The 17,750-nt window shown below is 36.1% G+C and carries 13 protein-coding genes and 1 tRNA gene; 9 read left to right on the top strand and 5 right to left on the bottom strand.

Annotated elements, in window-relative coordinates; all coding sequences use genetic code 11:
* Nucleotides 1–57: 57 nt before the first annotated feature.
* The gene (locus LPB89_RS01260) at nt 58–2,925 is read left to right on the top strand and encodes an alpha-amylase family glycosyl hydrolase (protein WP_230699917.1); all 2,868 of its coding nucleotides are present in this window, start codon (nt 58–60) and stop codon (nt 2,923–2,925) included.
* A gap of 69 nt (nt 2,926–2,994) precedes the next feature.
* On the opposite strand, the gene LPB89_RS01255 is transcribed toward LPB89_RS01260, so the two are convergent.
* From LPB89_RS01255 to LPB89_RS01245, 3 genes are all read right to left on the bottom strand, one after another.
* A complete protein-coding gene (locus LPB89_RS01255) occupies nt 2,995–3,219 on the bottom strand; it encodes a DUF6814 family protein (RefSeq protein WP_127337929.1) in 225 nt (74 codons plus the stop codon).
* A gap of 10 nt (nt 3,220–3,229) precedes the next feature.
* Entirely contained in the window at nt 3,230–4,726 is a 1,497-nt protein-coding gene (locus LPB89_RS01250) for an MFS transporter (protein WP_230699916.1), read from the bottom strand.
* A 1,148-nt stretch (nt 4,727–5,874) separates the two neighbouring features.
* Nucleotides 5,875–5,947 (bottom strand) — tRNA-Phe (locus LPB89_RS01245).
* 99 nt (nt 5,948–6,046) lie between these two features.
* Here LPB89_RS01245 and LPB89_RS01240 point away from each other — a divergent pair.
* From LPB89_RS01240 to LPB89_RS01210, 7 genes are all read left to right on the top strand, one after another.
* Complete coding sequence (locus tag LPB89_RS01240; protein WP_230699915.1) at nt 6,047–6,781, top strand: type III pantothenate kinase; 735 nt, start codon at nt 6,047–6,049, stop codon at nt 6,779–6,781.
* Nucleotides 6,774–8,003, top strand: coding sequence for an outer membrane protein transport protein (locus LPB89_RS01235; RefSeq protein WP_230699914.1), 1,230 nt, complete (start codon nt 6,774–6,776; stop codon nt 8,001–8,003). The genes LPB89_RS01240 and LPB89_RS01235 overlap by 8 nt, the downstream gene beginning before the upstream one ends.
* A gap of 50 nt (nt 8,004–8,053) precedes the next feature.
* A complete protein-coding gene (gene lptC / locus LPB89_RS01230; RefSeq protein WP_154338879.1) occupies nt 8,054–8,605 on the top strand; it encodes an LPS export ABC transporter periplasmic protein LptC in 552 nt (183 codons plus the stop codon).
* Between the two features lie 10 nt (nt 8,606–8,615).
* A complete protein-coding gene (locus LPB89_RS01225; RefSeq protein WP_230699913.1) occupies nt 8,616–8,810 on the top strand; it encodes a hypothetical protein in 195 nt (64 codons plus the stop codon).
* Nucleotides 8,811–8,813: 3 nt separating this feature from the next.
* On the top strand, nt 8,814–10,073 hold the full coding sequence (locus LPB89_RS01220) for a hemolysin family protein (protein WP_230699912.1): 1,260 nt from the start codon (nt 8,814–8,816) through the stop codon (nt 10,071–10,073).
* Between the two features lie 109 nt (nt 10,074–10,182).
* Complete coding sequence (locus tag LPB89_RS01215; RefSeq protein WP_230699911.1) at nt 10,183–12,282, top strand: peptidylprolyl isomerase; 2,100 nt, start codon at nt 10,183–10,185, stop codon at nt 12,280–12,282.
* Nucleotides 12,283–12,567: 285 nt separating this feature from the next.
* Nucleotides 12,568–13,020: a hypothetical protein gene (locus tag LPB89_RS01210; RefSeq protein WP_230699910.1), complete on the top strand. Its 453-nt coding sequence runs from the start codon at nt 12,568–12,570 to the stop codon at nt 13,018–13,020.
* Between the two features lie 33 nt (nt 13,021–13,053).
* Here the strand turns inward: LPB89_RS01210 and LPB89_RS01205 are convergent, their stop codons facing one another.
* On the bottom strand, nt 13,054–13,968 hold the full coding sequence (locus LPB89_RS01205) for a GYDIA family GHMP kinase (RefSeq protein WP_230699909.1): 915 nt from the start codon (nt 13,966–13,968) through the stop codon (nt 13,054–13,056).
* 112 nt (nt 13,969–14,080) lie between these two features.
* Complete coding sequence (locus tag LPB89_RS01200; protein ID WP_230699908.1) at nt 14,081–15,394, bottom strand: hydroxymethylglutaryl-CoA reductase, degradative; 1,314 nt, start codon at nt 15,392–15,394, stop codon at nt 14,081–14,083.
* A gap of 182 nt (nt 15,395–15,576) precedes the next feature.
* Between LPB89_RS01200 and LPB89_RS01195 the strand changes: the two genes are divergently transcribed.
* Nucleotides 15,577–17,748 carry a S9 family peptidase gene (locus LPB89_RS01195; protein WP_230699907.1) on the top strand — a complete coding sequence of 724 codons (2,172 nt, stop codon included), beginning with the start codon at nt 15,577–15,579 and terminating at the stop codon, nt 17,746–17,748.
* The last annotated feature ends 2 nt before the right edge of the window (nt 17,749–17,750 follow it).

The raw sequence follows: 17,750 nt of genomic DNA, 5'->3' as shown, positions 1-17,750 counted from the left end.
TAAAGGGCTATCTATAAGGTAGCCCTTTTTTAATCCAACTAACCAATCAGCCACATTATGAAAAAAACTTTACTCTTATTTTTCCTTTTGCTGTCGACGGCTATTTTTGCACAACAGCAAACAGTGACATACGCCATAAATCCGTCACCTTTTGAAGATACCACTTCTATTACCATAACAATTAATGGTTCAAGTATTAATGAAGGTACCTGGGGTGTTGCCGGCAATGCCTTATATCTTTGGTCATGGTCGTATAATGTAAACGATGCCGCTCAAATGGATTCCCCTTCAAACGGTTCCTGGACGGCTTCAAACGAAGCCAGTAAATTCACGTATAATGCTGGAACAGATACCTATACAAAAACGTTTGTCCCGTCAGTATATTTTAATAGAAGCGGAATCGGCAGGATGGGATTTCTGGTTAAGGCAAAAGACGGATCAGGAGGAAAACAATCTCAGGATATTGTTGTTGAAGTAGGTTCTTTTCAGGCCACTTTAACTGCTCCGGCCGAAAATAGCGCAAGTATTATTGCTTCAGGTTCCAATTTTACTGTTTCAGCGACCAATACAAATGGTGCTGCAAGCTATACCCTGAAAGCAAACGGAACGACAATCAATACCAATGCAGCTGCATCATCTTATTCCTATTCTCACACGAACATCACGAGCAATCAAAGCTATGAATTAACTATCGTCCAGGGAGCAACAACTATTCTTAAAAAGTTCTCTGTAATTGTAAATCCAAATACGGTTTCAGCAGCAATGCCAGCCGGTTTAGTGGATGGAATTAACTATAATGCTGGTGATGCTACAAAAGCCACATTGGTTCTGGATGCACCATTCAAAGACTTTGTTTACGTTGCAGGAAGTTTTAACAACTGGCAGCCTTCATCGGCATACGCCATGAAAAAAGATCCCACTTCCGGGAAATTCTGGCTCGAAATTACAGGTTTGGTTTCCGGAGTAAACAATACCTATCAATATTGGGTAGTTGATGCAACACCGCTTGCTAATTCACCTTCCCTGGTAAAAACGGCTGATCCGTATTCTACTTTGGTGTTATCTCCTTATGATGATGCCGGAATTCCATCGGCTTCTTATCCGAATATGCCGGTTTATCCGACAGGTCAAAATTTTGAAGTTACCGTACTTAAAACAGGTCAGGCGCCTTACAATTGGCAGGTGACTAATTTTACAAAACCGGAGAAAGATAAATTGGTCGTGTATGAAGTTTTGGTTCGCGATTTTGATGCTGCCAGAAATTATCAAAGTTTGATTGATAAAATAGATTATTTTAAAAATCTTAAAATAAATGCGATCGAATTAATGCCGGTAATGGAATTTGAAGGCAATGAAAGCTGGGGGTATAATACTTCATTTCATATGGCCTTGGATAAATTTTACGGAACATCAGATAAATTAAAAGAGCTGATCGATTTATGTCACCAAAACGGAATTGCAGTTATTCTCGATGTAGCTTTAAATCATGCCTTCGGAAGAAATCCGATGGTGAGAATGTGGATGAATGATCCTGACGGAGATGGTTTTGGTTCGCCAACAGCCGAAAATCCGTATTTTAATATGGTTGCCAAACATACTTACAGCGTTGGGGAAGATTTTAACCATCAATCGCTAAAAACGCAGAATTATGTAGACCGTGTGATCAAACAATGGATTCAGGAATACAAAATAGATGGATTCCGTTGGGATTTGACCAAAGGATTTACACAAGCCTGTACAGCCAGTGATGAGCCCTGTACTAATGGTTACCAACAGGACAGAGTTGATGTTTTGAGAAAATATGCCGATTATTCCTGGAGCCTGGATCCTACGCATTATACGATTTTCGAACATTTAGGTTCAGATTCGGAAGAGCAGCAATGGGCCAATTACAGAGTGAATGAAACTCCAAGCAAGGGAGTTATGATGTGGGGAAAAATGACAGATCCCTATAATGAATTGTCAATGGGCTATGTGAGCAATATTTCAAGAATGACCAGCGGCAGTCGTGGTTTTACGGCTAATCGATTAATGGGTTATGCAGAAAGTCATGATGAAGAACGCCTGATGTATAAAAATATACAATACGGAGCTTCAAACGGAACGTACAATGTGAAGACATTAAATACAGCCTTATCAAGAATGTCTGCTATTGGAGCAGTTTCTTTATTGGTGCCGGGCCCGAAAATGATCTGGCATTTTGGAGAATTAGGATGGGATGATTCAATTTTTACCTGTAATAATGGTACGGTAAATGATGCTTCTGCAACCATTTCGGGAGATTGTAAATTAGATACAAAACCGCAACCGCAATGGGTGGAGAACTGGCTGGGGAATTCAAACAGAAATAAAATCTACAATGACTGGGCTAAAATGATTACGCTAAAAACTACAGAACCGGTATTTTTGGGAACACCGACAATTGCTAATGCAAGTTCGTTAAGTGTCAACATAAAAATCACCAATGCAAATTTAGCGTCAACACAACTGAAAGATGTGTTGATTCTGGCCAACTTTGGACTGACGGCTCAAAATGTCGCAACAGGTTTTCAGTACACAGGAACCTGGTATAATCTAATGGATAATACCACCATAAATGTTACTGATGCTGCAGCACCGATAAATATTCCGGCAGGAGAATACCGAATTTACGGTAACAAACAGGCAAGTCTGGCAATAGCTGATTTTGAAAAAGGAAATATGGTAAATCTGTATCCAAACCCGGTTTCAGATTATTTTACCTTAAATGTAACCACATCAAAAGTGCAGATATATTCTGTTTCAGGGCAATTGGTAAAAAGTTTTGTAACGAATGGAAATGCAGATTTTCAGTTTTCGGTAACAGACCTCACAACAGGATTGTATCTTGTGAAAGCTGTTGATGAAAACAATAAAACACAAGTGATGAAATTCATCAAGAAATAATGGTTTGTTAGTTAGGTAAAAGGGCTGTCTGTAAATAGGCAGCCTTTTTCTTTTAATGTTTTTTCTAATTTATTTCTTTTCGTTGTATTCCCCAATAACGGCGAAATAACCAAAAGTTCCCAAACCCAGCACAATTAAGGGAGTGAGAATAAATAGGATTATAATCCCAAAGACAAGATCATCCTGTTTGTCTGACAGTAGTTTTGGTAAGCCAAATTCAAAAACGCAAAAATAGGCAGCTGCAATTGCCAGTATCACCCATAGAACACCTAACGCCTGTTTGATTGTATTCATTTTTTTAAATTTAAAGGTGATTAATTTTGTTTTTATTATCAATGTAAATCATTCCAATTATAAAGCTTACCGAAGCAATAATAATAGGGTACCATAATCCGTCCAGATAAAAATCAGTTTTTGCTGTTTCTTTGGCATGTGTTACGAAATAAGTGGATATGGCGGGAAGCAATCCTCCAAAAATTCCGTTTCCAACATGATAAGGCAAAGACATCGACGTATATCTGATTTTGGCTGGAAACATTTCCACCAAAAATGCTGCAATTGGACCGTATACCATCGTGACAAATAAAACCTGAATGAACACCAGTAAAATCAAGGTCCATTCATCATTGGAATTAATAAGGATGGAGACGGTAGTCTGGGGTTCTTTCTTCGTATTATATGCCGTTCGTTTTTCTACATACGAAGTTCCGTCACTATAGGTTTTTGAAATTGTGGTGATTACGTCATTATTTTTTGCTATTGCTGTGTTTTGACTTCTTTTTTCTACAATTTCAGTTTTGGTACTAACATCTGTAGTTGTATACATGGTTTTGTAAATGGGTCTGTAGCATAAAATGGCAAGCAGCATTCCGCCCATCATAATGTATTTTCGTCCTATTTTGTCGCTTAACCATCCAAAGACAATAAAAAAAGGTGTTCCCAGTAATAATGCAATTCCCAGTAATCCATCGACTTGCGAGGAGTCAATATTCATTACCGTTTTCATAAAACTCATGGCATAAAATTGTCCGGTGTACCAGACAACCCCTTGTCCCATTGTCGCGCCAAATAAGGCCAGTAAAACAAATTTTAAATTATACCGGTTACCAAAGCTTTCTTTTAGCGGATTTGTACTGGTAGTGCCTTCTTTTTTAGCTTTAGCAAAAACAGGGGATTCATCCATGTTTTTTCGAATCAGATAAGAGACGCCAACCATAACAATAGAAACCCAAAACGGTACACGCCATCCCCAGGAGTCAAAGTCTTCGGCAGAGAGTACATTTTTTGTGGCTAAGATGACCATCAAAGAGATAAATAAACCAACAGTTGCAGTAGTCTGAATCCAGGAAGTCCAATAGCCTTTCTGCCCTTTAGGAGCATGCTCGGCAACATAAGTGGCTGCGCCTCCATATTCTCCGCCAAGAGCAAGTCCTTGCAGTAAACGCAGGATCAACACCAATAAAGGCGCTAAAAAACCGATTGTCTCATAACTGGGAATACAGCCGATTAAAAAGGTCGAACCGCCCATTAATAATAAGGTAGCCATAAACGTATATTTACGGCCAATGATATCTCCGAGTCTTCCAAAAAATAAAGCACCAAAAGGGCGCACTACAAATCCGGCGGCAAAAGTGGCTAAAGTGGATAAAAAAGCTGCAGTCGGATTATCAGTCGGAAAGAATTTGGTTGAGATTACAACAGCCAGACTTCCGAAAATATAGAAGTCATACCATTCTATCATAGTTCCCATTGAGGAGGCTGAAATTACTTTCCAAATGCCTTTTGTAGAATTTTTACTCATAAAATATTTTGTGGTTTTAATAACAAATGAAATCATAAGGTATCATTTCACGAATATATGAGATATTTTTTTATTTAGTTAATACTTTTTTAACAAAAGCGCATTATTTTAAAACAAGTGTGTTTTTAACAGTAATAAACCTTGTTAAAATTATAATTTAAACGCAAAGACACAAAGAAAAAACGCAGTACACGCAAAGTTTATTTAAGTTTTCTTTGCGACTCCGCGACTTTGCGTGAAAAAAAGATGTTAGAAAGAAGGAATTGAAATTTTAAAAGCAAAGACACAAAGAAAAAAACGCAGGGCATGCAAAGTTTATTTTAAGTTTTCTTTGCGACTCCGCGACTTTGCGTGAAAAAACGATGTTTGAAAGAAGGAATTGAAATTTAATTTAAACGCAAAGGCACAAAGAAAAAAACGCAGTGCACGCAAAGTTTATTTAAGTTTTCTTTGCGACTCCGCGACTTTGCGTGAAAAAAAGATGTTCGAAAGAAGGAATTGAAATTTAATTTAAAAGCAAAGACACAAAGAAAAAAGTGCAGGGCGCGCAAAGTTTATTTAAGTTTTCCTTGCGACTCCGCGACTTTGCGTGAAAAAAATGATGTTCGAAAGAAGGAATTGAAGTTTAATTTAAACGCAAAGACACAAAGAAAAAAACGCAGGGCACGCAAAGTTTATTTAAGTTTTCTTTGCGACTCTGCGACTTTGCGTGAAAAAAAGATGTTCGAAAGAAGGAATTGAAATTTAATTTAAACGCAAAGGCACAAAGAAAAAAACGCAAGGCACGCAAAGTTTATTTAAGTTTTCTTTGCGCCTCTGTATGAAGCGATTTCCCGATAGAGAGAAACAAAAAGCTGGTCTTCCCAAGCGTCTGGAATTGCACGCAAAGTCGCAAAGGCGCAAAGTTATTTAAGTTTTTTTTCTTTGCGCTTTTGCGCCTTTGCGTGAAAACTATGTTCAAATAAAGGAAGTGAATTTATTTAATGAAAAGACACAAAGAAAAAAATGCAATCCCGATAGCTATTGGGAGCAAAGCTTAAACTAGACTTTGCGAACCATTGCGTAAACCTTAGTGCACCTTGCGGTTAAATACTTAAGGAAAGTATTAAAAACAAAAAACCCGAATATTTCTATTCGGGTTTTAACGGTGGTGCCTCCAGGGATCGAACCAGGGACACATGGATTTTCAGTCCATTGCTCTACCATCTGAGCTAAGGCACCGTGCTGATTGCGGGTGCAAAGATAGAATCATTTTTCGTTTATCCAAAACATTTTTTAAAAAAAATCAATTCGTATCTTTGCATTTATAAAAAAGCAAACATGATTTTAACTGTTGATGTTGGGAATACCAGAATTAAAGCTGCTGTCTTTGAGGGAAGTACTGTTGTTGAAAATTTTGTTTTTGAGAAAAATGAGCTTGAAAAAAAAATTAAAAAAATTTTAAAAAAATTTCAAAATTGCTCCGATTTGGTCGTTGCTTCGGTCGGAAATATAGAAAAACAGTCTTTTTTGGCTTTCGAAAAGGAACTCAATATTCATTTTTTAACACATGAGGATATTTTTCCTTTTACGAATCAATATTCCACCCCAAAAACTTTGGGAATTGACAGAATGGTTTTGGCGGCGGGCGCCACTTTGCAGTTTCCAAAACAAAACAGATTAGTAATCGATGCGGGAACTTGTATTACCTACGATTTTATCGACGAAAAGGACAATTATCTGGGCGGGGCCATTTCTCCTGGCTTAAGATTGCGATATGAGGCTTTGCATAATTTCACGGCCAGACTGCCTTTACTAACTTTGGAAGTTCCGGAACACTATATAGGAAATTCTACAAAAGAGGCGATTCACTCTGGTGTTGTGAATGGGTTCGTCTATGAGATTGATGGTTTTATCGATGAATATCGGGCAAACTTTTCAAATTTTATAATAATTTTAACGGGTGGCGATGCAGATTTTTTGGCTAAACGATTAAAAAATACCATATTTGCCAATTCAAATTTCCTTTTGGAAAGTTTGAACCAAACATTTCAATATAAAATCGACAATGATTAAAAAAATTATAATAAGTACCTGTTTACTTATATCGTTCGTTTCATTCGCGCAACAAGGTACTGCTTCCCCATATTCTTTCTACGGAATTGGAGATGTAAAGTTCAAAGGAACTCTTGAATTCAGGTCTATGGCAGGTGTTGCGGTAGAACAGGATAGTATACATTTGAATATTGAAAATCCGGCAAGTTATGCCAGTTTGGGACAAACCACTTTTTCTGTGGGGGGAACTTTTGGAACTTCCAAGATCAAAACAGAAGGCGAAACTTCAAAAGCACAAAGAACAACTTTTGATTATCTGGCAGTAGGAATTCCTATGGGAAAATTTGGTGCAGCATTTGGTCTGGTTCCTTTGTCGGCTGTAGGATATAGAATTGCAAATGATAATACGGATACTCCCGGAGCTGTAAGCAGTCAGTTAGAAGGAAAAGGCGGCGTTAATAAAGTGTTCTTTGGTTTAGGATATAAAATTACGCCTAAATGGAACATCGGAGCTGATGTACAATATAATTTTGGTAAAATTACGACCACTAGTATAGAACTTGTAACAGATGTTCAAAATGCCACAAGAGAAGAGAATATTTCTAAAATATCGGGTGCTACTTTCAACATTGGTACCATGTATCAAACCAAAATTTATAAGAAAACGAATTTATATACCAGCTTAAGTTATAACTTTTCAGGTAATTTAAATTCTGATAATACGAGAACAGCTCAGGTTGACGGTGATGCAGATTCCTATACGTACCCTGTTGCTGCAACCGAGTTGAAATTGCCTGGTAAATTTACCATTGGCGCAGGTATTGGAGAAGCAAGAAAATGGCTGATTGGTACTACGCTGGCTTTTCAGGGAGAAGGAAAACTGAATAATCACTACAATACAGTAAGTAATGTGCGTTATGAAAATTATGCAAAATATGCTATTGGAGGTTATTACATTCCGAACTATACCTCTTTCTCAAGTTACTTTAGCAGAATCACCTACAGAGCAGGTCTTAAATACGAAAAAATTGGTTTAGTAATAAAAAACGAATCAGTTAATGATGTAGGGATGAGTTTAGGGGCAGGTTTACCGATTACCGGGTCTTTTTCAAATGTAAATTTTGGAATTGAGTTTGGTAAAAGAGGAACCACTAATTCAGGTTTAGTTCAGGAAAATTATCTAAACTTTAGTGTAGGTTTTTCTTTCAACGACAAATGGTTCGTGAAAAGTAAATACAACTAAGCAGAACTTAATATTTTTTTAAGCTCATTACAATTTACTACATTTGGCAAATGAATTTACCAAAGAAATATATAATTACCATTGTCACAGTGCTAGCTGTGACAATGTTTTTTGGATGCGAAAGTAATTTTAAAGAAGTTCAGAAAATCAACTTTTCAGAGTTTGTTCCCGGAAGTGATGCCGATACGGTTAATATAAAATATACAGATTCCGGACGCATAACCGGAGTACTGATCAGTTCAAAAATGCTGGATTATTCTAATCTTGAATTCCCGTTTACAGAATTTCCGAAAGGCATCGATGTTACCTTATATGATAAAAAACAAAAGCGTACTTTTATAAGGTCCAATTATGCGGTTTCATACAAACAAACCGGAATTATTGATTTGCAGGGAAAAGTAAAAATTACTTCTGAAACAGGTCAGATGCTTGAAACAGAGCAATTGTATTTTGATCAGAAAAACGAATGGTTTTATACCGAAAGAAAATTCAAGCTTACCGATGCAAAGGGAGTTTCTTACGGGCAGGGAATAGATTTTAGTAAAGACTTTAAAGTCATCAATTCACAACGAATAACAGGCGAATTAGAAGCCGAAGAATAAATACAGATTTATGGGCATATTAAAATATACACAATACGTTTACATATTGTTTGCGGTTTTCTTTATTTACGATGGAATTATAAAAGTGAATGAAGGAAATGACACTTCTACATTAAGCTTTATAATCGCCGGCTTAGCGGTTTTTATGTTTTTCTTCAGAAGGAAATATGCTAAGAAATTTGACGATCGTAACAAAAAACAATAAAAAATGGAGATTAGTATTATAATACTATGTTTAATACTATCAGCCTTTTTTTCAGGAATGGAAATAGCTTTTATTTCCTCAAACAAAATTTATCTTGAAATAGAAAAAAAACAAGACAATTTTGTTTCCCAGATCCTGACCAGACTTACAGAGAATCCTTCCAAGTTTATTGCTGCAATGCTTATTGGTAACAACGTGGCACTTGTAGTTTATGGTTTTTATATGGGGGATCTTATTCTGGCTCAGATTGCGAAATTTGGGTTCCATTTTTCTAGCCTTACCAGTTTGCTGGTTCAGACCGCCCTTTCTACTTTTATCGTTTTAATAACGGCAGAGTTTTTTCCGAAAGTCTTTTTTCAGATTTATGCCAATTCATTAATTCGCATTTTTGCCATTCCGGCCTATCTGTTTTATAGGTTGTTTTACTATATCTCGACCTTCTTTATCTGGATTTCAGACTTTATTTTAAGAAAGTTTTTCAAAACAGAAGGAGATCAGGTGCAATTGTACTTCAGTAAAATAGAGCTGGGCAATTATATCACCGAGCAAATGAGTTCTGTTGAGGATAATGAAGAAGTCGATTCCGAGATTCAGATTTTTCAGAATGCTTTAGAGTTTTCAGGTGTAAAAGCACGTGATATTATGACACCGCGCACAGAAATTGTCGATATAGATTTATTTGACAGCGTTGAGGAGCTTAAGGATTTGTTTGTAGAAACCGGTTATTCTAAAATTGTAGTGAGCCAAAACTCACTGGATGATATTGTGGGTTATGTACACTCTTTCGACTTGTTTAAAAAGCCCAAAACCATTAAATCTGTTTTGATGACCGTTGAGTTTGTACCGGAAACCATTTCGATAAAAGATGCCCTGAACCTGCTGATCAAAAAAAGGAGAAATGTAGCTGTGGTGCTGGATGAACACGGAGGTACTTCAGGTATCATAACCATCGAGGATATCGTAGAAGAGCTTTTTGGGGAAATAGAAGATGAGCATGACTTAGACGAAGAACTGATAGAACAGGAGCTGGGAGAAGGTAAATATTTGTTTTCGACACGCCTGGATGTGGAGTATCTGAATGAAGTTTATAAACTGGCTATTCCGGAAGAAGATTCTTACGGAACTTTAGGAGGTTTTATTGTGAATTCGACGAAGGAGATTCCGCAAAAAGGAGTAGAAATCGTTATTGGGCGCTATTATTTTGTGATAGAGGAAGCGTCAAACAAGAAAATTGAATTAGTAAAAATGACTATAAAAGAGTAATTTTTTTAGTAATTAAAAAAAAATGTGCAAAATAAAACACTAGTTGTATTGTTATTAACTAGATAATTGTATTTTCGCAAACTGAATATAAAAATTAACGATAATAAAAATGGCAGTTTTAGCAAAAATTAGACAGCGTTCCGCTTTATTGATAGGAGTTATTGCACTTGCATTATTTGCATTTATAATACAAGATCTGTTCACAAGAGGGACTTTCGGTCAAAGTTCAAAAGATGTGGGAAGCATCGATGGAAAAGATATTTCATTTGAAGACTTTAGAGTTAAAGTTAGTAATGTTGAAAAAAGTGGGCAAGGGATTTCTTCCACTGAAGCTGCAAACAGAGTTTGGGATCAAGAGGTTTCAATCGCTTTATTGTCATCTCAGTTTGATAAATTAGGATTGAGAGTAGGTGAAAAACACCTTTTGGAAGTTTTAAAAGCAGATCCGAATATTGGTAAAAACCCAATGTTCCTGAATGCAGCCGGTATGTTTGATATTGCTAAATTCAAAGAATACATTAAAACAAACCCGGAAGCAGCACAATATATTTCTGAGAAAGAAAAAGATGCTACTTTAAATGCAAAATTTCAAATCTACAATACATTAGTAAAATCAGGACTTTACACAACTGCTAGTGAAGGAAAACTGAAATATGAAATGGAAGCGAACAAAGTAAACTTTGCTTATGCTGCCGGATTATATTCTTCTATTAAAGACAGCGAAGTGAAAATTTCTGATTCTGACATTGTTGATTATATGAAGAAAAACGAGAAAAAATTCAAAGCAGATGAAACTCGTGAAATTCAATACGTTTTAATTGAAGATAAAGCTTCAAAAGAAGACGAAGCTGAAATCAAAGCGAAAATCACTTCATTATTATCAGGAAGCGTTGTTTACAATGCAAAAACAGCTAAGAATGATACTTTGCCAGGTTTCAGAAATGCAACTAACATTGCTGAATTTGTAAACGCAAACTCTGATATTCCTTACGATTCGACTTATGTGGCTAAAAACAATTTACCTGCAGTTGATGCTGATAAATTATTCAGTCTGGCTCCGGGTGAAATCTACGGACCTTATGTTTACGGTAAATACTACTGTATTTCTAAATCTCAGGGATTTAAAGCAGGAGTTAATGCAAAAGCAAGTCATATCTTAATAGGATATACAGGATCTCAGACTCCAAATACAAAAGAAAAAAGAACGAAAGAAGAAGCTAAAGCCAAAGCAGAAGAAATTCTGGCTCAGGTTCAGGCAAATCCGGATAGTTTCATGATGCTGGCTTTTACAAGCTCTGATGATTCATCTGCACAACAAGGTGGTGATTTAGGATATTTTGGTCCAAACCAGATGGTAAAACCATTCAATGACTTTGTATTCAGTAACGGAATTGGTAAAGTTGGTTTAGTTGAAACTCCTTTCGGATTTCATATTATCAAAATTACAGACAAACAGGACGGAATTCGTTTAGCTACAATTGCTCAGAAAATTGAGCCTTCTGAAGCTACTTCTGATAAAGTATTTACTTTAGCTACCAAATTTGAAATGGAAGCTGCTGATAAAGATTTTAATGCTACGGCAAAAGAATTAGGATTGAAAGTTGCTCCTCCTGTAACTGCAAAAGCAATGGATGAAGCGTTTGGATCTTTAGGAAACCAACGTAACATTATAAGATGGGCATTTGATAAAGAAACTAATACAGGTGATGTAAAAAGATTTGAATTAGCAAATATCGGGCACGTAATTGCACAATACAAAAGCGAAAACAAATCAGGTTTAGTATCTGTAAGTTTAGCAAGACCTTATGTTGAGCCAATCTTAAAAAACAAGAAAAAAGCTGAAATGCTAAAAGCTAAAATGACAGGTTCAAGCCTTGAGGCAATTGCTAAAAGTGCAGGTGTTGCTGTTCAGCAGGCTACCAATGTAACTATGGACAACCCGGTTCTTCCTGGAGGAGTTGGACAAGAGCCAAAAGTGGTAGGAAATGCATTTGCTTTAACAGCTAATAAAATTTCTGCTCCAATTGAAGGAAATACAGGTGTTTATGTTGTTAAAAACATTAGTGTAGTAAAAGCTCCGGCTATTACTAACCACGCTGAGTATGTAGCAAAAGTAAAAGCACAAAGCGCATCTGATGCAAGCAGAATTTTACCAGCGTTAAAAAACAATGCCAAAATTGAAGACAACAGATTGCAATTTAACTACTAGTTTTTAGTGTAGTATTTAAATAAAAAATAGATAGCCCGAAATGTTCTTTTGAATGTTTCGGGCTTTTTTATTTTTGATTTATTTGTAATAATAACCCCTCAAATTTTGCTTAATTATATAGAAATAATATAAATACGATCTAAAAAATTTGGGTTATTGAAAATATTAATGTTAATTTGTCTGATTTTTTGTTTTAGCAAATGGTCTAAATCATTAAACAGGTTTAATAAATAAAAGAGACTATGATGAACAAATACTTTAATAATCAAGTGTTTAATGCTTTTTATGTTTAAGTTGTTTAAAAAGAAACCCAGAGTTTATTCCAAAATTGAAAATCATATTTTCGGAATCATCACAGAACTATTAAAAGTGGGTAGTACCGACATCAATTGTGATGAATTGGGAGGGAAGTATTACTTAAGTAACGAGGAACAACACTTTAAAGTTACTATATTAGGAAACGATAATGTGATCAGGCTGACTAACACCCGGGATTCCGTTGCAGAAAAATACGATAAGATTTTTGTTGAGGATGTTTTAAGAGCTGTAAAGGAAGAAAAGCACCGAAGAATGGAGGTTGTTTACGATTCTATAACCAACAGTATCGAAAAGATGGCAGAGCGCTTGCACAACACGCTTATCGAGTCTAATTCTGTTGTGGATTTAGGTGAACAGGAAAATCAAATAGTCCGGCTACTTGAGACGAAACATGTGAAAAATAAAAAAGTAAATTATTAAAAAGGCTTTTTGTTTAAAATAAAAATGATTTACCTACAAGATCATTTCATCATACGAAAGAATAGTTTCATAGCCCCTTGAAACGAAATAGTCCCTCGGATTTTCTTTCGAAATTGCCATTACAAAATCGCCTCCCCAGGCTCCAAGACTTTTAACAACACCATTAAAATCAGGAAAAGCAATCTCTTTTATAGTTTGTATTTCTAAGATGTTACTTAAATGAATTTCATGTTTCTCTACAGCGGAAGCAAATTCTTTTAGCGTTTTAGCGTTTATAACAGCGGCGGTAATTTTATTATTGTGTGCAATATTTTGTGCTAAATGTTCATTCCTGTTATTATAATACGAACTGATGGCTGCTTTACTGCTTTGCTTTTTATTAAGGTAAACAAAGTGAATATTTTCCCTAAATTCAGGATGGAAATCAATTTTATCTACAACAGGGGAGTTCTGATCTAAACGGTACATAATTGGAGTATTGTTTTGCGCGCAGGCAATATCGTAGCCACTGCCGCCAAAACTGTTTTTAAGCAGTGTAAAGGCATCAATTTTGGCCCATTGTGCAATATTGTTCAATAAAGTGGAAGAAGTCCCCAATCCCCAGTTTTTGGGAAATGTAAGGTGCGTACTTGCTTTATAGCCTTCCGAAGAGTCAATAAAAGCAGGATTAAGAAGATAGGCCTCGTGTAAAATATTGATTAATGTCGTTTTTACATTTTCGATTTTAGATTCCGTATTGTTTCTGATTTCAGAAAAAGTAATCGTGTCTTCAAACCAGAGGTGATTATCAAAGTCAAAACTTTTCCATTTAATTTCGGGATCAGAATCGTTTTCAATGATTAAGTTCTGACCAAATTTGGTTGGCAAAGCAAGTGCCTCGGCGCCGTCCAAAACTAAATATTCGCCTGTAATTAGGAGTTTTCCGTTACTATAATAGGTTGTTTTCATGCTTCAATTTAAAATAAATTCCAATTCCGAAGCCTCAGGATAAATTCCAAATTTCAACAATTGGGATTTGCAATTTATTCAGAAGCTATAATACTTGGAATTTTTATTTATTTTATTTTCTTAGATTTTCGATAAATTCGACTACGGCGCTGTGAGAAATCGCATTTTTCTTAAAATGAGCTTTAATTAAATGACGTTCTTCTTCGTTTGCTTCAAATTGATTGATGATGTTGTTCAGGTGCATTTTCATATGCCCTTCCTGGATTCCGGTTGTAGTCAGCGAACGCAAAGCGGCAAAGTTTTGAGCCAGTCCGGCAACCGCAACAATTTGCATTAATTCTTCCGCTGAAGGTTTTTCGAGTATGTCTAAACATAATTTTACCAAAGGATGTAAGGAAGTTAATCCGCCGACAGTACCTAAAGCCAGTGGGATTTCAAGCCAGAAGGTGAAAATTCCGTTTTCGATTTTAGCATGCGATAAACTTGCATACTGACCATTTTTTGCTGCGTAGGCGTGCACGCCGGCTTCTACAGCCCTAAAGTCATTTCCGGTAGCCAGAATGACTGCGTCAACACCATTCATAATACCCTTGTTGTGCGTGACTGCTCTGAAAGGTTCCACTTCGGCAATCTGAACGGCTTGTACAAATCGTTCCGCAAAATCCTGTGGATTTGCAATATGTTTCTCAGTTAAATCTTCAACAGGGCAGGAAACTTCAGCCCTAACGATGCAGTTGGGTACATAATTGGACAGAATACTCATGATGACATTAATGTTTTCATTTTCATCAAACGCATCAGAATTCTGAAATTCCTCTTTCAGGGTCGACGCAAATTGCTCGAGACAGGAATTGATAAAGTTGGCCCCCATGCTGTCTTTGGTTTTGAAAGTAGCATGCAGCTGAAAGTAATGTTCCAGCAGGTTACGTTTGTCTTTGAGCTGGATGTCGAGAATTCCGCCGCCGCGTTGTTGCATGTTTTTTGTAATGCCCTGTGTGCCGGAGAAAAACAGCGGTTTTATTTTATCAAAGAAAGATTGTAATTTTTGTGCATCTCCATTAAAAGTAAAATGAACCTGACCAATTTTTTGCGTATCTAAAACAGTTGCTTTAAATCCGCCGCGTGTTGCCCAGTATTTTGCCGATTTTGAAGCCGCTGCCACCACGGAACTTTCTTCAATTGCCATTGGAATTGTTTTGTACTTCCCGTTAATTAAAAAATTAGGGGCAACTCCGAGTGGTATATATAAATTGGTAATGGTGTTTTCAATGAATTCATCGTGCAGTTGCTGGAGCTTGTCGTCTGAATTCCAGTAATTTCCTATTATTTTAAGGGCCTCCTCAGGCGTTGAAAAATAGGTTTCTGCAATCCAGTTTACTTTTTCTTTTTTGGATAATTTCGAAAATCCGGCAACGGCGTTGTTCATTCTCAGTATATTAAATAGTAATGTTGCCGCAAATATACCAATTCTGGGGTTTTGTTTGCAATCTATTTGAAAATTGAAAAGTACGCAATCGTTATTTTTTTTAACATTTAACACTTGAAATGTGTATTATGTTTATTTTTTTTACTAAAATTGGGCTCTTTTTTATATTTAAAATAATTCTAATGAATGCAAGTAAAATTACTGTAATATTTTTGTTATTAGTTGGTACCGTTTTCGGACAACAAAAAATCACTGTTGAGAATATTTATGGCGGGACTTTCCGCGCCAAGGGGATGGATGAACTGCAATCCCTGAAAAATACAGATCAGTATACGGTGTTGAATGTTGATCAGGCCAGCCGGAGTATGCAGATTGACTTATATGATTTTGCAACGCTGAAAAAAGTATCCAATTTAATTGATACCAAAAATCATAAGGAACTTGCAGACGGTATCGACAGCTATACCTTTGATGCTTCAGAAAAAAAGATTTTAATTGCCTGCAACTCCAATAAAATTTTCCGCCACTCTTTTACCGCAGATTATTTTTTATACGATATCACTTCGAAGTCACTAACCAAATTGTTTGACTTTCAAATTCAGGAGCCTACTTTTTCTCCTGATGGAACCAAAATAGCTTACGCCAGAGAAAACAACTTATACATTTACGACGTAGCTTCAAAAAAAGCAACCGCTGTTACAACTGACGGTAAGAAAAATGCAGTCATTAATGGTATTACCGACTGGGTTTATGAAGAAGAGTTTGCTTTTGTACGAGCATTTGACTGGAGTAAAGACAGTAAAAAATTAGCGTATATCCGTTTTGACGAAAGTGCCGTTCCGGAATTCTCGATGTCCATGTTTCATAAAGATTTATATCCGACAATTGAGACTTTTAAATATCCGAAAGCAGGAGAGAAAAATTCACTGGTTTCATTGCATATTTATGATGCTGCAGCAAATACAGGTAAAAAAGTTGATTTAGGAAACTACAATGATTTTTATATTGCCAGATTACAGTGGACAAATGATGCTAATGTATTATCGGCTCAGGTTTTAAACCGCCATCAGGACAATTTAGATTTGTTGTTTGTAGATGGAACAACGGCTGCCGCAAAAGTAGTTTTGAATGAAAAAGACAAAGCTTATGTAGATGTTACGGATAATTTGACTTTCCTGAAAGACAATAGTTTTATCTGGACAAGCGAAAAAGACGGTTTTAATCATATCTATGTGTATGATAAAGCCGGAAAATTAAAAAATCAGGTTACAAAAGGAAACTGGGAAGTAACTTCCTACTACGGTTTCGACGAAAAGTCAAAAACTGTTTTCTATCAGTCTACGGAGAATGGTTCCATTAACAGAGATATTTACAGAATTGGTTTAGATGGAAAAAACAAAGTACGTTTAACTTCAAAAGTGGGAACAAGTGTTGCGACTTTTAGTCCAAATTTCCAATATTTCATTACTACTTTTTCCAGTAATTTAGTACCAACGACTTATACTTTAAATGAGTCAAAAACAGGAAAAGAAATTCAGGTTATCGAAAACAATCAGGCACTTGCTGACAAATTGAAAGGGTATAATCTTCCTGCCAAAGAATTCTTAGTTCTAAAAACCGCTAAAGGAAACGAACTTAATGCATGGATTTTAAAACCAAAAGATTTTGATGCCTCGAAAAAATATCCTGTTTTCATGTACCAATATTCTGGTCCGGGATCTCAACAGGTAAACAATGACTGGAACAATACAGATGATTACTGGTTTTTATCACTTACACAACAAGGTTATATTGTAGTTTGTGTGGATGGAAGAGGAACTGGTTTTAAAGGTGCTGATTTCAAAAAAGTAACACAATTACAATTAGGAAAATACGAAGTGGAAGATCAGATTGATGCTGCCAAAGTAATTGGTGCTTATCCGTATGTGGATCCTTCAAGAATTGGAATCTTCGGATGGAGTTATGGAGGTTTTATGGCTTCAAACTGTATTTTTCAGGGGAATGATGTTTTCAAAATGGCCATCGCTGTTGCACCGGTAACCAACTGGCGTTTTTATGACAGTGTTTACACGGAAAGATACATGCAGACGCCTCAGGAAAATGCAGGCGGATATGATCAAAATTCTCCTATCAATCATGTTGATAAGTTAAAAGGTAAATTTCTATTGATTCACGGATCCGGTGATGATAACGTTCATGTGCAAAATTCAATGCAAATGATGGAAGCTTTAATTCAGGCAAACAAACAGTTTGATTCTCAGATATATCCGGATAAAAATCATGGTATTTATGGTGGAAAGACCAGAATTCAGCTTTATAATAAAATGACTAACTTTATCAAAGAAAATTTATAATC

Source organism: Flavobacterium sp. ENC (assembly GCF_020991415.1).
Taxonomy (GTDB): Bacteria; Bacteroidota; Bacteroidia; order Flavobacteriales; family Flavobacteriaceae; genus Flavobacterium.
Note: the sequence above shows the minus strand (reverse complement) of the source record. Positions and strands in the feature narration are given on the sequence as shown.